The organism is Limnobaculum eriocheiris, assembly GCF_021010575.1.
Lineage (GTDB): Bacteria > Pseudomonadota > Gammaproteobacteria > Enterobacterales > Enterobacteriaceae > Limnobaculum > Limnobaculum eriocheiris.
The window spans coordinates 10,621-32,360 of record NZ_JAJNAG010000017.1 but is presented as its reverse complement, the minus strand read 5'-3'; the positions used below and the strand labels follow the sequence as shown (position 1 = coordinate 32,360).

The following is a 21,740-nucleotide window of genomic DNA, read 5'->3' as shown; positions in this document are numbered from 1 at the left end:
GAGCTACTCAGATGATTAAGAAATATCTGTTAGTCACCAAACCGGGAATCATTTTTGGCAATATGATTTCAGTCATTGGAGGATTCCTGCTCGCCTCCCAGGGCAGTGTGGATTTCTCCCTGCTGTTTGCCACTATCATCGGCGTCTCGCTGGTGGTGGCATCCGGCTGCGTGTTTAATAACTATATTGACCGGGATATTGATTGCCTGATGGAAAGAACCAAGAACCGGGTTCTGGTTCAGGGGCTTATCTCCCCTGCCATCACTATTCTCTACGCTTGTCTGTTGGGAATGGCTGGCTTTGCCTTACTCTACGTCTATACCAATTTATTAGCGGTAGAGTTTGCTCTGTTAGGATTCGTGGTTTATGTGGGGCTATACAGTCTGTATCTGAAACGTAAATCCGTTTACGGTACTCTGGTAGGTAGTCTGTCTGGTGCTGCTCCACCGGTTATTGGTTACTGTGCGGTAAGCAATCAGTTTGATACCGGGGCATTAATTCTGCTGGTGATTTTCAGCCTGTGGCAAATGCCTCACTCATACGCCATTGCTATTTTCCGCTATAAGGACTATCTGGCTGCGTCAATTCCGGTTCTGCCGGTAAAACGCGGAATTTCCGTAACCAAAAACCACATTACGATGTATATCATCGGCTTCATTGTGGCGACCCTGATGTTAACCATCAGCGGTTATGCCGGTTATAGCTATCTGTTTGTTGCGGCAGTCGTTGGCTTTGGCTGGCTGATTATGGCCCTGACCGGTTATAAAACAACAGATAACAAAATTTGGGCACAAAAGCTGTTCATCTTCTCCATTGTGGCTATTACCACACTAAGCATCATGATGTCGGTAGACTATTCTCAGGTAGCGGCACCTGAATCGCTGCTTACCCTGGTCTGGTCATAATTATCTGTAACAGGCGGCAGTTCCTCAATTGAGTGTACTGCCGCTAATCCAGCCTAAAACTTTATCGTTATCTCAATCTTTAGCAGAAATATAAAGCAATTCATCCGGCTTACTACTATCCTATTCAACGCCATAGTCCGTGGTTTAATTAACCAGTGAAGAATAAGAATAACAACAGGCCGTTCGTTTTCAGTTGGAACATTCCGGCAATGGACGCGAAGTGATTTGAGGTGATATGAACGATTATGCAATGACTCCGGGAGAACGTAGGGCAACTTTTGGCCTGGGGTTAGTTTTCTCCCTGCGGATGTTGGGAATGTTTATGGTACTGCCAGTCCTTACCACCTACGGTATGGCTCTGGCTGGCGCTACTAAACCGCTCATTGGTCTTGCCATCGGCATCTATGGCCTGACACAGGCAATTTTCCAGATCCCTTTTGGTTTGATTTCCGATCGGGTTGGTCGTAAGCCGCTGATTGTTGGCGGGCTGTTGATTTTTGCTATCGGCAGCATAATTGCTGCTTTAAGTGAGTCAATATGGGGCGTGATTCTTGGCCGTGCTCTGCAAGGCTCTGGGGCCATTGCCGCCGCCGTTATGGCATTGCTTTCAGACCTGACCAGAGAGCAAAACCGTACTAAAGCCATGGCGTTTATTGGCGTCAGCTTCGGTATTACTTTTGCCATTGCGATGGTACTGGGGCCCATTGTGACTCATGCCTTTGGCCTGAATGCGCTGTTCTGGGGTATCGCCGTGCTGGCACTGGTGGGAATAGTACTAACGTTAGTTCTGATCCCTAATCCTACAGGCCATGTGTTAAACCGGGAATCCGGTATGGTAAAAGGCAGTTTTAGCAAAGTGCTCAAAAACGAACGTTTGCTAAAGTTAAATATCGGCATTCTCTGCCTGCATACTTTACTAATGGCAACCTTCCTGGCTCTGCCCGTTGCGATGGAAAACGCCGGTTTTATGCCCGCCGAACACTGGAAAGTTTATCTGGTCACTATGCTGGTTTCTTTTGTCGCAGTTGTGCCCTTCATCATAATTGCGGAAAAAAAACGCAAAATGAAGCAAGTATTTTTAACCTGTGTCGCACTGCTTCTTACTTCAGAGTCTATACTTTTTTCCAGCGGACAACACCTGTGGACTATTTTTGTCGGTGTTCAGCTATTTTTTATCGCTTTCAATATCATGGAAGCCATCTTACCTTCGCTGATAAGTAAAGAAGCGCCTGCAGGTTATAAAGGTACAGCGATGGGTGTCTATTCGACCAGCCAATTTATTGGTGTGGCTATCGGCGGAAGTTTGGGTGGATGGTTATTTGGCCTTAGCGGAACCAGTGCAGTATTTATTGGCTGCGTTGTGCTCTGTGCGTTGTGGTTGATGCTCAGTACCACAATGAAGCAACCACCTTACGTCAGTAGCCTGCGTATTGAAATACCAGAAACCGCATTGCAAGACGGTCTGTTAGAAAGCTATCTGAAAATGGTTGCCGGTGTAAATGACGTGGTCATTGTGCCGGAAGAGCAGTCCGCCTATGTAAAAATCGATTCGGGTAAAACTAATCGTGCCAAATTGGAACAGTTAATCAGTTCGTATCACTCTCAGCCGGCGTAATCCGATGAGATAATCTATTAAATAATAGCGATAACGGAGATTACCAATATGTCTAATGCTTCCAGCGTACCACTTTCAGTGCTTGATCTGTCTCCCATTGTTCAGGGTGGCACTATCCCTCAGGCATTCACTCGCTCAAAAGAGCTGGCCATTCTGGCAGAACGTCTTGGTTATCATCGCTACTGGATGGCAGAACACCATAATATGGCGGGTATTGCCAGTTCAGCGACTTCCGTACTGGTTGGTTATATCGCCGGAGCAACGTCAACCATTCGCGTTGGTGCCGGTGGCGTGATGCTACCAAATCACTCCCCTCTGGTGATTGCCGAGCAGTTTGGTACTCTGGCATCCCTCTATCCGAACCGTATCGATTTAGGTTTAGGCCGGGCTCCGGGGACCAATCAGGAAACGGCACAGGCCTTGCGCCGCAACGGTCACGATGCATCTGAAAATTTTCCGGCCAATATTGCCGAGCTGACAGGCTATTTTGACGATGAAAAACCGACGCAAACCATAAAAGCAATTCCGGGCCAGGGACTGCGGGTTCCCGTTTGGCTATTAGGTTCAAGTCTGTATGGCGCTCAGTTGGCTGCACGTATGGGGCTGCCTTACGCTTTTGCCTCTCACTTTGCACCGGATATGATGCTACAGGCCCTTGAACTATATCGCCGCGAATTCAAACCTTCTGCCGATTTGAAAAAACCTTACGCTATGGTTTGTGTTAATGCCATTGCCGCCGATACCAGCGCTGAAGCGGAATATATGTTTACCTCTTTGCAACAACACTTTGTCAACATGCTGCGTGGAACACCTGGCCCTCTGCCACATCCGGTAGAAGACATTCATTCAGTAGTGGCTAAACATGAGCTCTACAGCGCTAACCATACCCTGAGCCTGTCGATTATTGGCGATAAAAACGGTGTACGTAACGGGCTACAAAACTTGCTGAAAGAGACTGATGCTGATGAGATCATGATTAACGGACAGGTATTTGACCACGCTGCTCGTATGCGTTCTTTTGAACTGATCGCGGAAATCTCTGCTGATTTAGCTAAATAACGGCCAAAAATGTGGATAATCAGCCATGGGAGCAAACATTATCATCACTTTTTACATTAATGGACGTTCTGGTGAATTATGAAAATAGTTATCTTAGATGGTCACACCCTTAATCCGGGCGATATTTCCTGGACTGAGATTGAACAACTGGGTCAGTTAACCGTTTACGATCGCACTCCGGCAGAACTTATTGTCGAACGAATTGGCAATGCCGACATTGTATTAACCAATAAAACACCGATTAGCCAGCAAACCATTGAGCAATGTCGCTCAATTAAAATGATTGGCGTATTGGCGACCGGTTATAACATTGTTGACATTAAAGCAGCCCGCCAGAGAGATATTCCGGTATGTAATGTACCCAGTTACAGCACCATGGCCGTTGCTCAGTTAAGTACCGCGCTATTGCTGGAACTGTGCCACCACGTTGGTGAACACAGCAGCGATGCTCGCTCCGGTGGCTGGCCGAAAAGCATCGATTTTTGCTACTGGCACTCACCGCTTATTGAGCTAATGGGTAAAAAATTGGGCCTGATTGGCTACGGTCAAATTGGTTCTGCCTTTGCCAAAATAGCGCTGGCTATGGGTATGGAAGTTCTGGTGTATACCCCAAGCCAGAAAAAAAGCATTGAACAACCTAATTTACGCGTCGTCACGTTAGATCAGCTGCTGGCAGAATCAGATGCGATCAGTTTGCACTGTCCGCTAACCGAGCAAAACACCGGCCTGATTAATCAAAGCAATATTGCCAAAATGAAAAATGGCGTGATGCTGCTGAATACTTCCCGCGGTGGATTAATCGTTGAGCAAGATTTGGCGGATGCGCTAAACAGTGGAAAAATTGCCGGTGCCGGGCTGGATGTTCTGTCCGTCGAACCACCGTCAGAAAATAACCCGCTGCTCAACGCCCGCAACTGTATTATTACCCCGCATATTGCCTGGGCTCCTAAAGAAGCGCGCCTGCGCCTGATGGAAATTACGGTCAATAACCTGAAGCATTTCATCGCCGGGAAGCTACAAAACGTAGTGAATTAAGCCTGACATATTAACGGGGCAATGTGAGAACTCATCATTGCCCCGTTATTTCTTATTATTTTCTAATCAGATAGCGAATAGTCGGGCCATCTTGTTGAATATCCAATACCTCATAGCCATGATTTTTGGCATCAAGAGGGATATTGTTAATCGACTGCGGACAATCGCTGATCACTTCCAGTATTTCCCCTGACTTCAGTTGAGGCATCGCCTCCAGCGTCGCTACGGCGGGATAAGGGCAAGGCTCCCCTACCATATCTAAACGGTAATCCGGAACGATATTTTGCTTTTCGTCACTCATGCCAGCTCCTTATTAGTCTCAAGAGAAATAGCGCTTTGGGTACTCTTTTTGGCAAAGAATCGCTTCTCCCACCACAACATGGCGGCAAAAGCTAACCCCAGCAGAATATAGGTAACTAACAGACCACCATAAGGACCAAAAGTATCAAGCAGATTTACCTTGTCATAATTGGTTGCCAGCGCCGGGGCAATATCATCCCAATAGTAGGCCAGAATAGTTGCGCCAATCACGTTACCTATACCTACCCACCAGTAGTGAATCTGCCCTTCAACGGCACGATACATCCAGCCAGTTTCACAACCACCGGCCAGAACGATACCAAAGCCAAACAGTAAGCCACCCAATACCGCATTTGGCCCGGCCCACATAATTTTAGGATGGGCCCCCATCTGTACATAGCTGAAAATGCCAATAGCACTCACCGCCATCCCGATAATAATGGCTTTTGCCATATGGGTGCGTCCGGTGATCCACAGATCGCGAAAAGCCGATGTAAAGCAGATTTGAGCCCGTTCAATCAGCAAGCCAAATCCCAGGCCAAACAACATTGCAATTCCCAGCTTAGGACTGCTGGTAATCTCTACCATTCCCCAGATAACCATCAGCAAAAAGATAATCATGCCAATGCGAAACCGGCGACGTGCCTGTGTCGGTTTTTGAGTAAGCGGCGAAGCGGCACTGACCTTTTGCAATTTGACCGGGATGCGAAATATCGGCAACAGGGTAAAACGGGCACCGAAGTAAGAACCCACCGCAGTGGCCAGTGCGAAAAACCAGGCGTGCAATGAAAACTGAGGAATACCGGTAAAGAAGGCAGCCAGGTTACAGCCCATCGCTAAACGAGCACCAAAACCGGCAATGATTCCGCCCAGTATCGCTTGAAAAATACGAATGCGGTGCTGGGGTAAACGTAGCTTAATATTATTGGCCCATAGTGCAGCGGCAATACAGCCACCAAACATACCAATAATCATCATGCCATCAACCCTGTCCAACGGTGTTCCTTCAAGGCCAATCACCTTAAAATAACCCCAGTGTTGAGGGTCGGCACCTAATAGTTGGGCAATATGACCGCCCCAGCGAGTAAATTCGCCAGTAACAGCCCAGAAAGTACCGGTTAAACCAAAGTAGTAAGTCGAAAGAATACCCGCAGCAATAACGGCGGGAAGGGGTGCCCAGAACTTTATCAGATACCGGGCTTTAAAATCTTGCCAACGCATAGATCTCTTATCCTTGAAAAAATTATTTTAAATAAATAATTGTTCTCAATAGTGATAAATCAATCTTAATCAGGAACAGTATCAGCACTTGCCAGCCAGACGGCGACAAACAAGATAAGAATTGATGTATTGCAGTATTAAGTAACGAGCACGCCCTGAGCTGTCAGCATCAGAGCAGCGCTATTTTACCCAATAACATGTAAAAAAACTGTGATATTTTTTTGTGACTACACAAAGTTATTGGCAATAAAAAAACGGCACAAAAGCCGTTTCTTTATTGCAGATTTTACCGGAGAAATTATTCCAGTAATTCAGCGACTTTTGGTGTGAAATAATCCACATTCAGGAAGTGCTCCTGACCCATTAGCTGACCGCGACCATACCAGTTAATTCCACCCAACAGCAGACTCAGGCCTTGAATATCATAGTTGAACAAATAGCCATTTGAGCTGGTAAAGGCGAACTGGTCATTTTGCATTTGTAGCAAATTGAATTGCAGACCCTTATGAAAATAAGCCTGGACGCGTTCCATATAGACAGGAGCCAATTGTCCAAACAGACGAGCGATCTCTGTACGATAACCTTCAACCGTCAGGTTTTCCGGTAATATTCTGGCAATAAGAGCAAAGACATCGACGTTAGCTAAGGCGACGGCCAGCTTGGTCGTTAATGATGCATTCAGGCGTTCCTGATTAACCGAGAACTCTTGCTTATCATCTTTATTAGCTTCGCTTTTATTTGCTGCAGGCTCCAGAAACTCAGCAAAATTAGGCGGAATTAACACTGTAGATGCGATATAAGCAGCACATGCCGCATCTTGCTCGGCACGGCGCTCACCAACAAATAGAGAGAATGCCTTATCATTAGCTGTATCAATGACATTATCTTTTAAGTAATTAGCCACTTCTTCTGTTGTTTTTTCACCACGAACTAATGCACATAATATATTCATGTGCCCATCATGGCGGCCACCCGAGAAAGTTGGAGCCGATGCCATAATAGTGCTTTGAATAATAGGTAATGCAGGGATAGGTAAAATATTTTTTGCGATGCTCATGTGTTAATTATCCGTAAATTGAAAATAAACTAAATAAAACCTCTTACCTCATTACAGGCGAGGTCTGTTTAATATCAGATTAAATCCATTAATAATAGCAATAGGTGATTGCTCCTATTTATATAATAGCACAATAAAAAAAGCACCTGATGAGAGTCCATTACAGGTGCTTTTTATGTAATTATTAATGAATAATGGCTTACAAACCTTTACCCATATTCCTTACATCTTATTCATTACCAGAGTATGAGCGGCGACGTGGGGCGCTATTGCCGCCTTCGCGGCTGCCAGATTCACGACGTGGGCCACGAGACTGACCATCACGACCACGACCCGCTCCACCACCATTGCCAGAGGAACGACGCTCACCACCCGCAGCAGGAGCACCATCACGACGACCACCGCCACTGCGACGAGGTTCACTGGCAGGTGCATCACCCATCAGCTGCATATTTAATGGTTTATTCAATACGCGCGTCTTAGTGAAGTGCTGTAACAGCTCTCCAGGCATACCTTTTGGCAACTCGATAGTTGAATGAGTGGCGTACAATTTAATGTTACCAATGTAACGGCTGCTGATATCCCCTTCGTTAGCAATAGCACCAACGATATGGCGAACTTCAACACCATCGTCACGACCCACTTCAATACGATACATATCCATTTCACCAACGTCACGACGTTCGCGACGCGGTGGAGCTTCACGGCTATTATCACGTTCACGACGACCAAAGCGATCGTTGCTACCACGATCGTCACGATCGCGCATTTCACGACGAGGACGACGATCAACTGGTACATCCGGTGGCAGAATTAATGGGCGTTCACCCTGCGCCATCTTCAGCAATGCCGCGGCCAGTGTTTCAATATCCTGCTCTTCTGCTGGCTGTAATTTAGCCAACAGCGCACGGTATTGATCCAAATCGCTGCTTTCCAGTTGCTGGCTAACGCGAGTAGCGAACTTCTCTAAACGGCGTTTGCTTAACAGTTCACCTGAAGGCAGATCAACTTCAGGAATAGTAATTCTCATTGTGCGTTCAATGTTACGCAGTAAGCGACGTTCACGGTTCTCTACGAACAGTAATGCGCGGCCAGCACGACCCGCACGACCGGTACGACCGATACGGTGAACGTAAGATTCTGAATCCATAGGGATATCATAGTTTACTACCAGGCTGATACGTTCAACGTCCAGACCACGAGCAGCGACGTCAGTCGCAATCAGAATATCCAGACGACCATTTTTCAGGCGCTCCAGAGTTTGCTCACGCAGAGCCTGATTCATATCACCGTTTAACGCGGCGCTGTTATAGCCACTACGCTCTAATGCTTCAGCAACTTCCAGCGTGGCATTTTTGGTACGAACAAAGATAATTGCCGCATCAAAATCTTCCGCTTCCAGGAAACGAACCAGCGCTTCGTTTTTACGCATACCGTATACCGTCCAGTAGCTCTGGCTGATATCCGGCGTATTCACAACGCTTGACTGAATGCGAACTTCCTGCGGATCTTTCATGAAACGACGGGTAATACGACGAATCGCTTCCGGCATGGTTGCAGAGAACAGTGCGGTCTGATGTTCAGCCGGGATCTGCGCCATGATAGTTTCAACGTCTTCGATGAAGCCCATACGTAACATTTCATCTGCTTCATCCAGCACTAAACCTTTCAGTTTAGATAAATCTAATGTACCGCGTTTCAGGTGATCTAACAGACGGCCCGGGGTTCCCACTACAATTTGTGGGCCCTGACGTAAAGCACGTAGCTGAACGTCATAACGCTGACCGCCGTACAGAGCAACAACGCGAACACCCGACATATTTTTAGCATATTCAGTACAGGCTTCCGCCACCTGAACTGCTAATTCGCGGGTTGGAGCCAATACCAGAACCTGCGGGCAGGCCATATCAGCTTGAATATTGTTAAGAAACGGCAATGCAAATGCCGCTGTTTTACCGCTACCGGTTTGCGCCATGCCTAATACATCGCGACCCTCCAGCAGGTGTGGAATACAAGCCGACTGAATCGGGGATGGTTTTTCATATCCCATATCGGTCAATGCTTTTAATAAAGGTGCTGATAAGCCTAAATCAGCAAAAGAGGTTTCTATCTCAGACATGTACACGTGCCTCACTAAAAATGGCGGCCAGTCTACATACCTTATTGAGAAAATACTCAGTCATTTTCATTTAAAAGTGTGAACCAGCTCAAATTAGATTAAAAAACGAACAGAAAAACCGCCCTCGTTTGTCACCAGGACACGCAAGGCCGCTTTGACTTAATCGTCAGTCTATTTTTTATCCGATTCTGATAGGTCGTCTTGCTCTAGCCCGAACAAGGCTAATTCCAACAGTGCATAGCGGTGCTCAACAAAGTTATGTACATTATTGGCAACCGTCAGTTTGAACAACGCCACGGCGGTGTTCTTGTCCCCCAGACTCAGGTAATGTTTACCTAAATAGAAGTCAGTTTCACTGAGATGCTCAGCGAGCGAAGTGTTATCCGTTGCTTCTGCCTGTAAACGGCCCACCAGCGTTTTTTCGCTAATGTTACCCAGGTAGAACTCCACAATATTCCAGCCCCACTCTCCTCGTTCAGCTTTAGCATAACGCTCTCCAAGAGCCTTCAATGCTTTACCTGAATCAATCTCTTTTTCAGCTAAATACAGCCACAGAGATCGGAAAGGATCGTTAGGGTCGTCATGATAAAACGCCAGCAGATCATCCTGCGCTAAAATGTAGCGACCGCCATAATACAGGGCGATCCCTCGGTTTAAACGCGCGTAGTTATAAGTTGGATCAAGCTCTAATACAGAATCAAACGCATCATAAGCAGCATCAAAGTTGCCGCCCTGCGTCAGATATATTCCTAAATAATTGAATGCCTCTGGAATATCAGGGCGAATCATTAACGCTTGCGAAAAGTCATTACGTGCTAATGCCCGCAGCCCAAGGCTGTCGAACAATACGCCACGCTCATACAATAGCTGCGCTCTCTCATCACCTGATAAGACCTGACTCGCAAGGATTTGTTCCATACGTGCCAGCATCACTTCCTGTTGCAGCGTTGGCTGCAATGGAATTGCCAAAACGCCATATTTACGCCCTTCAAGGCTGCTACATCCTGTTAACAGAATGGCTGTTGCAATAATGTAGCACCAGCGCAAAATAGGCTTCATTTCAACTCCCGGAGACAAACATGGGATAGGTATCCTACCATCCACTTGCTTTTACACAAGAACTCCCTGTCCCAGTCATACACATGGTGACTTGCCATTATACAACAACAAGACACCATGTAATTAATTACAGCAATAATAAATATTACCGTTATTCTTCAGATGCTGCTGGAACGTCCTGAGCAGGCGCAGTCGCTTCTTTAATGCTTAAGCGAATACGACCCTGACGATCAACTTCCATCACCTTTACCTGAACTTCCTGACCCATTTGCAGGTAGTCTGATACTTTCTCTACGCGCTTATCGGCGATTTGAGAAATATGTACCAGGCCTTCTTTGCCACCAACGATGGAAACGAAAGCACCAAAGTCAACAATGCGAGTAACCTTACCGGAATAAACGCGGTTAACTTCAACGTCAGCGGTGATCTCTTCAATGCGGCGAATAGCGTGTTTCGCTTTATCACCGTCAACTGCAGCAATCTTCACTGTGCCGTCATCTTCGATTTCGATAGTTGTACCGGTTTCTTCAGTCAACGCACGAATTACCGCACCACCTTTACCGATGACATCCTTGATTTTCTCAGGATTAATCTTGATGGTGTGAATACGTGGAGCAAATTCAGAAATATCACCGCGTGGTGCAGAAATAGCCTGTTCCATCACGCCAAGAATGTGCAGACGAGCACCTTTAGCCTGATTCAGAGCCACTTTCATGATCTCACGGGTAATACCTTCAATTTTAATATCCATCTGCAACGCAGAGATACCTTCACGGCTACCGGCTACTTTAAAGTCCATATCGCCCAGGTGATCTTCGTCACCCAGAATATCTGACAGAACAACAAAGTTTTCGTCATCTTTCACCAGACCCATTGCGATACCCGCAACGGCGGCTTTAATTGGCACACCTGCGTCCATCAGTGCTAATGAAGCACCACAAACAGAAGCCATTGAAGATGAACCGTTAGATTCAGTAATTTCTGATACTACACGAACGGTATATGGGAATTCAGTCTGGTCAGGCATTACCGCTAATACGCCGCGTTTTGCCAGACGACCATGACCAATCTCACGACGCTTTGGTGAACCAACCATGCCGGTTTCACCTACAGAGTACGGAGGGAAGTTATAGTGGAACAGGAAGCTGTCAGTACGCTCACCGGTCAGCTCATCAATGTTTTGTGCATCACGGGCAGTACCCAGCGTTGCCACAACCAGTGCCTGAGTTTCACCACGGGTGAACAGCGCTGAACCATGAGTACGTGGTAATACGCCAGTACGTACATCCAGACCACGAATCATATCTTTTTCACGACCATCGATACGTGGTTCACCGCGTAATACGCGACTACGAACTACGTTTTTCTCGATGCTACCCAGCATATCGCCGATTTCGCTTTGGTTTAAGTCTGCATTCTGTTCTAACAGGGCAGCCAATACGTCAGCTTTAATCACATCGATTTGAGCATAACGCTCTTGTTTATCAGTAATACGGTAAGCATCACCTAAGCGAGCGGAAGCTAACGCCTCAACCTGAGCATACAGCGCCTGATTAGTTTCAGGTGCCTGCCATTCCCACTTAGCTTTACCTGCTTCTGCTGCCAGTGCGTTGATGTTATCAATGACAACTTGTTGTTGCTCATGACCAAACATTACTGCACCCAGCATCTGCTCTTCGCTCAGTAATGCGGCTTCAGATTCAACCATCAGTACTGCGCTTTGAGTACCTGCCACAACCAGATCCAGACGGCTCTCTTTCAGCTCATCGGTAGTTGGGTTCAGAACGTACTGATCGTTGATATAGCCGACACGTGCCGCACCAATCGGACCATTGAATGGAATGCCTGACAGTACTAATGCTGCTGAAGTACCAATCATTGTCACGATATCCGGGCTAACTTGTGGGTTAACAGAAACTACGGTCGCGATAACCTGAACTTCATTCAGGAAACCTTCCGGGAACAGTGGACGAATCGGACGGTCAATCAGACGAGCGATTAAGGTTTCACCTTCGCTAGGACGGCCTTCACGACGGAAAAAACCACCAGGAATACGACCCGCAGCGTAAGTACGCTCTTGATAGTTAACGGTTAATGGAAAGAATGATTGACCTTCTTTGGCTTTTTTCGCGCCAACAACGGTAACAAATACTGCGGTGTCATCAACGTTTACCATCACAGCAGCCGTTGCCTGACGAGCCATCATACCGGTTTCTAACGTCACGGTATGCTGACCATACTTAAATTTACGAACAATCGGATTTAGCAAGCTATTTTCCTTTATTTTCATACGAGTCCATCAAGCATTTGCTCCAACGGACTAACTTTAACTTTCTTCTAACTGCATCCTCGCGACTAATGAAAATTCTGATTTAATAATACGTTAGTTATAAGAATAACCACTATTATTATCAGCGCTTTCATTAGCCGCGCGAACCTCTGCACCAGAAGGCCCAAAAACCAGCGTTCTATAATACTGCTATTTATCTTCTAATCCTAGAAGAAAGGGGCCACATTTGGCCCCTTTCTCCTGAAACTCATCGACTTAGCGACGCAGACCCAGACTGGCAATCAGTTGAGTATAGCGTGAGCTGTCTTTACGCTTCAGATAGTCCAGCAACTTACGACGCTGAGAAACCATACGCAGCAGACCACGACGACTATGGTGATCTTTTTTGTGCTCGGAGAAATGGCCTTGCAGGTGGTTAATTTGTGCAGTCAGCAGGGCTACCTGAACTTCTGGTGAGCCACTGTCGTTTGCGCCACGACCATACTCAGCAACAATTTTAGCTTTCGTTTCAACACTTAGAGACATTATAGAACTCCAACTCTTAGATATAAATAAAAACAGGCGCCGATCTCTAATTCAGCCACCCAATGCATAAGCCGATATATACTACTCTTCACATATCCATATAGCAAGCCAGCTAACGGATTAACAGGTAAAAATTATTTAACAAACGCCAGTAACTGTTAACTATCACCACTAACCCATTCTCACCTGCCTAACCTGCTAATCGTTTTTACAGAAAAGAGTGGGAAATTATACCAAAAAACACGCAAATCTTCTTTTCATAAAATCCCCTGGCGAGTATGATTATCGCTCTTCAATCCCCCGCGACATTTGATTTTTGGGTGTCGGGGCTTTGACTGAAATAAATTTTTTGAATATATGGATTTGGTCAATACTTTATAGACCATAAACACCCTAAGGAAAGAGAAATATACTATGACTCAACAAGACCATAACCCTTATACACCGCCGGAATCTAACGTCGAAGACGTCGCCGTCGTACTTGATAAAGCTGGTGAAACTTTTATCCCTGGCGCTCAGGCTGTTCCTGCTGGTGAAGGCGTAAATTGGATTACTCAAGCCTGGAACTTTATGAAGCCTAAATTAGGTATGTGGATTGTTCTGGGTATCGTACTGTTAGTGATTTTGATGATCATTAGTTTCATCCCATTCCTGAACATTTTAACCGCCGTTATCATGCCAATTTTCGTTGGTGGTATTATTGCCATCTGTGAAAAGCAACGTCTGACCGGCGAAGTTGACCTTGGCCTGCTGTTCTCTGGTTTCCAAAAGAACCTGGGCTCACTGCTGGGTGTTGGCGCTATCATGTTTGGTATCATGATTCTGGCTATTATCGTGATGTTCGTTGTTGGCGGTAGCGCTATGCTGGCAATGGCTGTGGGTTCACAAGCGGGCGGCGATCCTTCAATGGCAATGGCTGGCGCAAGCGGCGGTATGATGTTCCTGGCCTTCCTGTTAATGATGGTTATCTACCTGGTTGGTTATGCATTAACCTGGTTTGCTCCTGCACTAATCGTTGTTCACAATCTGCCTTTAGGTCAGGCTGTTTCTATGAGCCTGTCTGCTGTTAAAAAGAACATTGTTCCCGGCCTGCTGTTCTTCCTGGTAATGGGTATCATCATGTTCGTTTCAGCCTTACCTTTTGGTTTAGGTCTGTTAATCACTATGCCTCTGTTCCTTGTAACCTACTACTCGACTTACCGTAGTTTGTTTATTGCCAAGTAATTTGCAGAGATAAAGCCGGGCCTCTGCCCGGCTTTAATATATGATGCTTGATACGGTTCGTGACATCACCACCCCGGAGCTCATTGAGATCCGATTACATCCTGCCGGTTTTTTACCCCGCGGCTTCGCTTTTTTTATTGATACCATCTTACGTTGGTTATTAATGCTGCTTATTGCAATACCCTCCATGTTTATTGGCGATTCGGGTATTGGGCTATTTCTGATTTCAATTTTTCTTATAGAGTGGTTTTACCCGGTTTTTTTTGAAGTGGTATTTAAGGGAAAAACACCCGGTAAACGCCTTGTTGGCTTAAAAGTACTTAACGACAATGGTACCCCAATTAATTTAAGTGCTTCTATCATCCGTAATTTTCTGCGTTTTGCAGATTTCTTCCCGCTTTTCTATTTGTTCGGTCTGATCGCTATGTTGACCAACAAAGAGTTCCGCCGTTTAGGGGATATTGTCGCCGGTACTATCGTGGTTTATACCGAGCCAGCTGCCAGACGGTTTAGCGTACCTGAAGCTATGCCGGTTCCCCCTGACTTTCCACTGTCACGCGATACGCAAAAAACGATTGTCTCCTTTGCTGAACGTTCCGTGGGTTTAACTAAACCAAGGCAGGAAGAGCTGGCTGCATTGCTACCTCAATTATCACAAACTACGCATCCGCAAGAATCTCAGGGTGCAGCTCGCCTTATCAGCATTGCTAACTTTTTGATAGGACGCAAACCATGAAGCAGGAACGCTTTGAGGCATTACATCAGGCGGAATGGGAAGCCTTTGAAAACTGGTTAGGCCATCATCTGAGAATTATAAAAAATCAGGATGGAACCGTCTCCCGGCCGCCGTTTGCCAACCACGAGATGCCACAACGCTACCGAAATCTCTGCCAGCATTTGGCTATCGCCCGCGATCGCGGCTATAGCCTGTTACTGGTTGAGCGGTTACACAATTTGGTTCAGTCAGGACATGACATCTTATATCGTGCCAACAGTAGTATAAGCGGTCGAATGTTGAACTATATTGCCGGAGGATTTGCCGCCGATCTGCGAGCTAATCTTCGCTGGGTACTACTCTCTGCGCTGCTTATTATTGGGCCATGGATCATTATGATGGTCGTAATCCGCCTGTGGCCTGATTTTGTCTACGTGGTTATTGCTCCGGATGATATTCATCAGATGGATGAAATGTATAACGGTGATGATGCCTTTGATTACGGTGCCAGTATCCTGCGCGATTCCGGCTCTAACTGGAAGATGTTTGGCTTTTACATTTATAACAATATCAGTATTGCCTTTAAAGCTTTTGCCGGCGGCTTACTGGCAGGCTTAGGCACCGTATACACGCTGGTATTTAATGGCATTCACATGGGCGCCATCGAAGCTCGTCTGATTAATATTGGGGCTGGCCGTAACTTTTATTCGTTTGTTCTTGGTCATACGGCGTTTGAGATTGGTGGAATAATTATTTCTGGCGCCACCGGACTGAAACTGGGCTGGAGCTTGATTATGCCGGGCCGGCTAAGTCGCCCCGACTCATTAAAAACCACGGCACGTTCGGTGTTGGGCCTGATTTGCGGTAGTGGCATTATGTTACTTATCGCTGCCATGATTGAAGCATTCTGGTCACCGCATAACTTCCCTTTACCGATAAAAATTGCCGTTGGTGCCTTTACCCTGCTTTTGCTGCTTGGTTATTTTATTTTTACAGGGCGCCGCCATGCAGCTTGATCGTTTAGCCATTGTGTTGCGCACCCGGCCAGCCAATGAGGCCATTGATTTAGGCGTTCGAATGGCGATGCACTGGTTCAAGCCGCTTTATATTGCATGGCTATGCTTCTCTTTACCTGTCATAGGGCTATTGCTTGGTCTGGCCTATTGGGCAGAATTTAGCTATACCGGTATCTATCTGCTGGTCTGGTGGATAAAACCGCTGCTTGACCGTATGGCGCTGTTTGTTATCAGCAGAGTCGTATTTGGATCTGCGCCAACGTTGCGCCAAAACATAAAAGCCATTCCCACCTTGCTGTTTAAAACCCGGCTGATTCGGGCGCTCACCTGGGCACGCTTTTCCCCCTATCGTTCACTGACGCTCCCCGTTGATGTCCTTGAAGGTATTAAAGGCCGCAATGCCAGAATAAGACGTAAAGCGATTTCTAACTACATTGGTATCAATGCCGCTGTATTAACGCTGTTTGGTTTTATTGCTGAAAAAGTTTTTCCTTTCTGTGCAATTGCCTTTGTCGCCATGATCTCTATCGATAACAACAGCTATACCGATGAGTTGTTCGGAGATCTGTGGTTGAACAATTTTAATTTTAATTCACTGATGGCGCTGGGATTTTATATTTTAGGTATTTTGCTATGGGAACCTATCTACGTCGCTGCCGGTTTTTCTCTTTATTTAAAGAGACGCAGTGATATTGAAGCCTGGGATATTGAGCTGGAATTCCGCAAAATAGAGAAGCAAAGCCGCACAACGTCATCAACGCTGTTTAGTGCGCTGTTGCTTGTACTGACTCTGGGTATCTCCGGTTACGCTCCCCATAGCTATGCCAGTCAGGACAATGCCACCGTCAGACAAGAAACCATTACCCATGCCCCTGAAAAATTACAGCAAATACTGAAACAGCCAGAATATGGCGGCAAAGAAGTCAGAAAGCGTCTGAAGTTTATACAGGAAGAAAAAAAGGCGAAAAAACCGAATAAGAAACCGGATTTATCACTGCCACCTATTTCGTCCAATCCAAATGGCGCTTTAGTTACCTTAACCGGAGCGGGCCAATGGATGCTTTGGGGAATACTGGCGCTGGTCGTTATTGCTATCGCCTACTTTATTATTATTCAATTACCGGTTATCCGGGGGCAAAAAGCGCAAAAATTAGCCCCTCCGACACAAATTGCCGGGCTGGATATTCAACCCGAATCGCTACCTGAAAATATTGCCGAAGTTGCCTTGTCGATGATTCATTCTGGCGATTTGCGTTCTGCCCTTAGCCTGCTATTTCGTGGCTCACTATCGGTTCTTGCTCATCGGGATAGGGTAATGTTTCGCTCTTCGGATACCGAACAGGACTGTATCCGCTTAGTCAAGCGATCGGAACTTAGCAGCGCAGATTTCTTTATCAAGTTAACCCAGCTTTGGCTGGCACAGGCCTACGCACACCGTTCCCCTGATATCATAAAATTAGAACAGCTGTGCCGGGAATGGCCAACTCACTACGATCATCAGTCTCAGTGGGAGGCCAGCTAATTATGTCAGCGGATAACGCCAAAAAGAGCACTAATCCATGGTTAATCCTGACGATTATATTTGCCGCCATTGCCGGACTGGCCATTTATTGCTATCAACAACTTGAGTGGGAAGAACGGGAAGTTACAACGCTTCCCAGTTGGAAAGTTATTGCAAATAACTACTACACCGCAGAACAACTGCTGAGTAAGTCTGGTTATCAGGTGAAAATCGTTGGTGATGCGCTGTCTCTGAATAAGTTACCGGCAAAATCAACTTTAGTATTATTCAATCCTGATGGTTTACTTAAAGAACCAACCCAAAAAACCAAATTAATGGACTGGGTTAGCAAAGGTGGTCATCTGATTATTTCGCCTCTTGAGGATAAAAACAGTGTCGAATTACAGGAACTGTTTGATATTTATCTGAAAGATGAATGTGATAACGATGATAAATGTGAAAGCAAAAAACCTTCTGTTGATCTAATTACGGTTAAATTACCTGAAAAAGACACGCCAGACAAAAAGCGGGATGGCATGCCAATCCTGTTTGAAAAAGACAAGATGGTGGCTGATGTTACTGACACCCCGCGTTTTTACGTAGACTGGAAAACCACAGAAAATGTTCCTGAATCACCGAAAAGCGAATGGGACATTATCAGCCGGTTTCAGCTTGAGCAGGGCTGGGTGACGGTTGTTCCACTTAAACTATTCGGTAATGACAATATTAAGCAATATGACCACGCCAAACTCTGGCTGCATATTGCTACGCTGCCAGACAGAAACGACGTTATTTATTTGGTTCGCTATGCCACTTTACCAAACCTGTTAAGCTGGCTGGTCGAACATGCGCTTTATACGCTACTGGCATTTGGGCTTTGTATCTTACTGGTACTGTGGCGCTATATCCCTCGTTTTGGCGCGCTGATCCCTACGCCACCACCGACCCGCCCCAGCCTTACCGAGCATTTAAAGGCTGTGGCTGATTTTCACCTGAATAATTATGACTATGAGCGGTTGGTTGCCCCACTGCAGGAAGAGGTATTACGCCTGTTACAACCGTTACGCATTCAGTACCCCGGTAACCGCAGCGACGCTCAACTTATTGAACATATTACTCATTATGACCTCGGGCTTATTACTCAGGCGATGGCAGGAGAAGTTCAACATCTGAACCAATTTACCCAATCAACCCAAACCCTGTGCCTGCTGATCGACCGATTAAACTCACTGCAAAGCAGTTCGAGTAGGAGACTAAACTATGGAATTTAACTCAACGGATAACTATTTTTCATCATCCGCTCCCGTACCAACTATTCCGACTACGCCGCAGGAAGCAACCAACATTGTTCTGCGTATTCAGGAGCAGATCCGCAAGGTATTTATTGGTCAGGATCAGGTTGTAGAGCAGATCCTCTGTGCCCTGCTGGCGGGTGGCCATGTGTTGCTTGAAGGGGTTCCGGGACTGGGAAAAACCTTGCTGGCTAAAGCGCTGGCACAGGCCTGTAACTGTCACTCATCGCGTATTCAGTTTACTCCTGACTTAATGCCCGCCGACGTCACTGGTCATATGTTTTACGATATGAAGGCATCGGAATTTGTGGTTCGTCGTGGCCCAGTCTTTACCAACCTGATGCTGGCGGATGAGATTAACCGCGCGCCGGCAAAAACCCAAGCGGCGCTGTTGGAAGTAATGCAGGAAGGCCAGGTGACAATTGATGGGGAAACCGCCCAGCTTTCACCACCTTTCTTAGTTATTGCTACTCAAAACCCCATAGAGCAGGACGGAACCTATGCCCTGCCGGAAGCTCAACTGGACAGATTCTTACTTCACGTCATGTTTGACTACCCCACCGAGCAGGAAGAACTGGCATTGGTTGCTACCAGCACCTTTGAGCGCGTTGGCGATCGTCTGAATGTTGATAAAATCGAGGCGGTAGCCAGCCCGGAAATGATTGTTGCCTTACAAAAAATTACCGCCGGTATTCGGGTCGATGACAGCGTACTGAATTACGCCTTAAGCATTGTCAGAACGACACGCAACTGGCCGGGCATCAGTACGGGTGCTGGCCCACGCGGAGGTATTGCGTTGATTCGTTCAGCTCGTGCCAGTGCTATATTGGCAGGTCGCGATTTTGTAACGCCTGACGATGTCAAACAGCAGGCAATACCAACACTGCGCCATCGTATTACACTGTCGCCTGATGCAGAAATTGAAGGGCTGACGGAAGAGCATATTCTTAACCGCCTGTTAGACCGAATTGAGGCCCCACGCAGATGATTCTGCCTTCTAACCGGCTACTGGTGCTTAGCGGTCTTTGGTTCTGTGGGTCAATTCCCGCAACCATTATCCCTTCCCTGTTTCCCGTCTGGCTGATAGTTGGTGCAGCACTTTTACTGCTGGTTACTCTGGACGCAATCGGTTTATACCGGCAGCCATTACCCGTTATTGAACGCGAGGTTGCAGGCAGCCTGCCGCAAACCATATGGTGTAATGTAATCCTATATGTCACCGCTCAGGTAAGGGTACGTCAAAAAATTCAATTAAAGGACAGCCCGCCAGAAAAGTGTGAATATGATGACAGAACCATTCATCTGATGCTTACCCCACCTCAGGTTTCTCAGGTGGTTTACCGCATCAAGCCGCTAATGCGGGGCGATTTGTGGTTTGGTCAGGTACATCTGCGTCTGTTTTCACCTTTACAGTTATGGCAGCGTCAGGCATTAGTTGGCACAAAGAAAAAAGTCAGCGTCTTTCCAAACTTTGCACCAATAACTCAAATGGCATTGCAAACGACCATTACTCAGGCCGGTATGGGATTTCATAAATTCCGTAAACGGGGTCAGGGTATGGAGTTTGAACAGCTGCGTGAATATCGCAGTGGTGATGCTATGCGGCAAATAGACTGGAAAGCCACCACCCGAATGAGAAAAATGATCTCCCGGGAATATCAGGATGAGCGTAATCAACGCATTATCATGATGCTGGACTGTGGACGCCGTATGGGTGCCAGCGAAGGTGAGCTGATGCATTTTGACCATGCGCTAAACTCGGTGTTACTGCTCTCCTATGTCGGGTTGCGTTATGGTGACTCCGTTGGCTTAATAACACTGGGTGGCCCGGAACGCTATTTACCACCGGTTCGCTCGGTTAATGCCATTAACCGGGTACTGCATGAGGTGTACGATCTGCAACCTACCTTATCCAGTAGCGATTTCGAAGTGGCGGCACAGTCACTGATTACCCGGGAACGTAAGCGCTCACTGGTAGTACTGTTTACCAACTTAAGAGATGAAGATGAGCAAAGCTTGCTGGCTGCAGTGAAACTGTTAAGCAAACGTCATCTGGTACTGGTCGCCAGCCTGCGGGAAACCGAGCTGGATAATGCTGCTTCAATACCCATTAATAATCAGCAAGATGCCGCCCTGCGTGCCGCAGCATCCAGCTATCAATCCAAACGTCAGGCCGTATTAACGCGGTTGCGTAGTGCGGGCATACTCTGTCTGGATGTTCAGCCGCAGCAACTGGCGGTTGAGAGTGTGAATAGGTATCTGGCGATTAAGGCGGCGGGACAACTGTAGTTTGGTTACTTTTCTCTTGTGAAATACCCTTTCGGGGAAAGGTAAGATAGGCTTTATAATTGAGTTACCGCTAAAGATATATTAATCGGCTTCTGAGAATATTCCGGCCGCAAAAGCTAAGTGCTTATATTATCTTCGTGCTCGGCCGGAAGACCATCTGTACTCAGCTCTGGTGCGCTTCGGGCCTAGATTTCCTACGGGCAGTTATGAAACACCTTGCGGTGTTTCACCCTGACGGGCCAGCGCTGGCGCTGTTCAAACAGGCTTTGCCTGTTTGTCGTTGGCTTACGCCAAGTCGATCCCCACGGACAACGCTTGCGTTGCCCCGAAGGGCAGGCGTTAGCCTGTAAATCTCTCCCTCAGTTTGAATTCGCTAATAGTACAAAGTCTATGGTTCAGTTTTATGTCTTAACATAGTCAATCGTTGGGAGGGCCGAAATATTCACAAGTGCTAATTTATTAGGTTAGTCATCAATCTGAAGGCACTTCATATTCGTGCCTTTTTGTTATTTAATTAA

Annotated in this window: 19 protein-coding genes; 11 read left to right on the top strand and 8 right to left on the bottom strand. The window is 46.6% G+C overall.

The window, feature by feature from the left end:
* Nucleotides 1-11: 11 nt before the first annotated feature.
* From cyoE to LPW36_RS09245, 4 genes are all read left to right on the top strand, one after another.
* The gene (gene cyoE, locus LPW36_RS09260; RefSeq protein WP_230609397.1) at nt 12-905 is read left to right on the top strand and encodes a heme o synthase; all 894 of its coding nucleotides are present in this window, start codon (nt 12-14) and stop codon (nt 903-905) included.
* Nucleotides 906-1,140: 235 nt separating this feature from the next.
* Nucleotides 1,141-2,520: an MFS transporter gene (locus LPW36_RS09255; RefSeq protein ID WP_230609396.1), complete on the top strand. Its 1,380-nt coding sequence runs from the start codon at nt 1,141-1,143 to the stop codon at nt 2,518-2,520.
* A 48-nt stretch (nt 2,521-2,568) separates the two neighbouring features.
* Nucleotides 2,569-3,579, top strand: coding sequence for a luciferase-like monooxygenase (locus LPW36_RS09250; RefSeq protein WP_230609395.1), 1,011 nt, complete (start codon nt 2,569-2,571; stop codon nt 3,577-3,579).
* Between the two features lie 78 nt (nt 3,580-3,657).
* Nucleotides 3,658-4,614 carry a D-2-hydroxyacid dehydrogenase gene (locus tag LPW36_RS09245; RefSeq protein WP_230609394.1) on the top strand — a complete coding sequence of 319 codons (957 nt, stop codon included), beginning with the start codon at nt 3,658-3,660 and terminating at the stop codon, nt 4,612-4,614.
* A 55-nt stretch (nt 4,615-4,669) separates the two neighbouring features.
* Here the strand turns inward: LPW36_RS09245 and yedF are convergent, their stop codons facing one another.
* The 8 genes from yedF to rpsO form a co-directional block, all read right to left on the bottom strand.
* Nucleotides 4,670-4,915, bottom strand: a complete 246-nt coding sequence (yedF, locus tag LPW36_RS09240) for a sulfurtransferase-like selenium metabolism protein YedF (RefSeq protein ID WP_230609393.1) — start codon at nt 4,913-4,915, stop codon at nt 4,670-4,672.
* Nucleotides 4,912-6,135, bottom strand: a complete 1,224-nt coding sequence (gene yedE / locus LPW36_RS09235; RefSeq protein WP_230609392.1) for a selenium metabolism membrane protein YedE/FdhT — start codon at nt 6,133-6,135, stop codon at nt 4,912-4,914. Before yedE ends, yedF begins: the two co-directional genes overlap by 4 nt.
* 298 nt (nt 6,136-6,433) lie before the next feature.
* Entirely contained in the window at nt 6,434-7,192 is a 759-nt protein-coding gene (locus tag LPW36_RS09230; protein WP_230609391.1) for a hypothetical protein, read from the bottom strand.
* Between the two features lie 229 nt (nt 7,193-7,421).
* Nucleotides 7,422-9,311: a DEAD/DEAH family ATP-dependent RNA helicase gene (locus LPW36_RS09225; protein ID WP_230609390.1), complete on the bottom strand. Its 1,890-nt coding sequence runs from the start codon at nt 9,309-9,311 to the stop codon at nt 7,422-7,424.
* A complete protein-coding gene (gene yrbN / locus LPW36_RS17970; RefSeq protein ID WP_407656544.1) occupies nt 9,304-9,375 on the bottom strand; it encodes a protein YrbN in 72 nt (23 codons plus the stop codon). The genes LPW36_RS09225 and yrbN overlap by 8 nt, the downstream gene beginning before the upstream one ends.
* 107 nt (nt 9,376-9,482) lie before the next feature.
* The gene (gene nlpI / locus LPW36_RS09220) at nt 9,483-10,370 is read right to left on the bottom strand and encodes a lipoprotein NlpI (RefSeq protein WP_230609389.1); all 888 of its coding nucleotides are present in this window, start codon (nt 10,368-10,370) and stop codon (nt 9,483-9,485) included.
* A 151-nt stretch (nt 10,371-10,521) separates the two neighbouring features.
* A complete protein-coding gene (gene pnp, locus LPW36_RS09215; RefSeq protein ID WP_230609388.1) occupies nt 10,522-12,639 on the bottom strand; it encodes a polyribonucleotide nucleotidyltransferase in 2,118 nt (705 codons plus the stop codon).
* Nucleotides 12,640-12,915: 276 nt separating this feature from the next.
* On the bottom strand, nt 12,916-13,185 hold the full coding sequence (rpsO, locus tag LPW36_RS09210; RefSeq protein ID WP_230609387.1) for a 30S ribosomal protein S15: 270 nt from the start codon (nt 13,183-13,185) through the stop codon (nt 12,916-12,918).
* A 414-nt stretch (nt 13,186-13,599) separates the two neighbouring features.
* Between rpsO and LPW36_RS09205 the strand changes: the two genes are divergently transcribed.
* From LPW36_RS09205 to LPW36_RS09175, 7 genes are read left to right on the top strand one after another with little or no spacing between them, the layout of a single operon-like run.
* On the top strand, nt 13,600-14,409 hold the full coding sequence (locus tag LPW36_RS09205) for a BPSS1780 family membrane protein (protein WP_230609386.1): 810 nt from the start codon (nt 13,600-13,602) through the stop codon (nt 14,407-14,409).
* Nucleotides 14,410-14,449: 40 nt separating this feature from the next.
* Nucleotides 14,450-15,145 carry an RDD family protein gene (locus LPW36_RS09200; RefSeq protein ID WP_230609385.1) on the top strand — a complete coding sequence of 232 codons (696 nt, stop codon included), beginning with the start codon at nt 14,450-14,452 and terminating at the stop codon, nt 15,143-15,145.
* Nucleotides 15,142-16,140 carry a stage II sporulation protein M gene (locus LPW36_RS09195; RefSeq protein WP_230609384.1) on the top strand — a complete coding sequence of 333 codons (999 nt, stop codon included), beginning with the start codon at nt 15,142-15,144 and terminating at the stop codon, nt 16,138-16,140. The genes LPW36_RS09200 and LPW36_RS09195 overlap by 4 nt, the downstream gene beginning before the upstream one ends.
* A complete protein-coding gene (locus LPW36_RS09190; RefSeq protein WP_230609383.1) occupies nt 16,130-17,662 on the top strand; it encodes a hypothetical protein in 1,533 nt (510 codons plus the stop codon). The genes LPW36_RS09195 and LPW36_RS09190 overlap by 11 nt, the downstream gene beginning before the upstream one ends.
* A gap of 2 nt (nt 17,663-17,664) precedes the next feature.
* Entirely contained in the window at nt 17,665-18,912 is a 1,248-nt protein-coding gene (locus LPW36_RS09185; protein WP_230609382.1) for a DUF4350 domain-containing protein, read from the top strand.
* On the top strand, nt 18,902-19,921 hold the full coding sequence (locus LPW36_RS09180) for an AAA family ATPase (RefSeq protein WP_230609381.1): 1,020 nt from the start codon (nt 18,902-18,904) through the stop codon (nt 19,919-19,921). Before LPW36_RS09185 ends, LPW36_RS09180 begins: the two co-directional genes overlap by 11 nt.
* The gene (locus LPW36_RS09175) at nt 19,918-21,222 is read left to right on the top strand and encodes a DUF58 domain-containing protein (RefSeq protein ID WP_230609380.1); all 1,305 of its coding nucleotides are present in this window, start codon (nt 19,918-19,920) and stop codon (nt 21,220-21,222) included. The genes LPW36_RS09180 and LPW36_RS09175 overlap by 4 nt, the downstream gene beginning before the upstream one ends.
* Nucleotides 21,223-21,740: the final 518 nt, after the last annotated feature.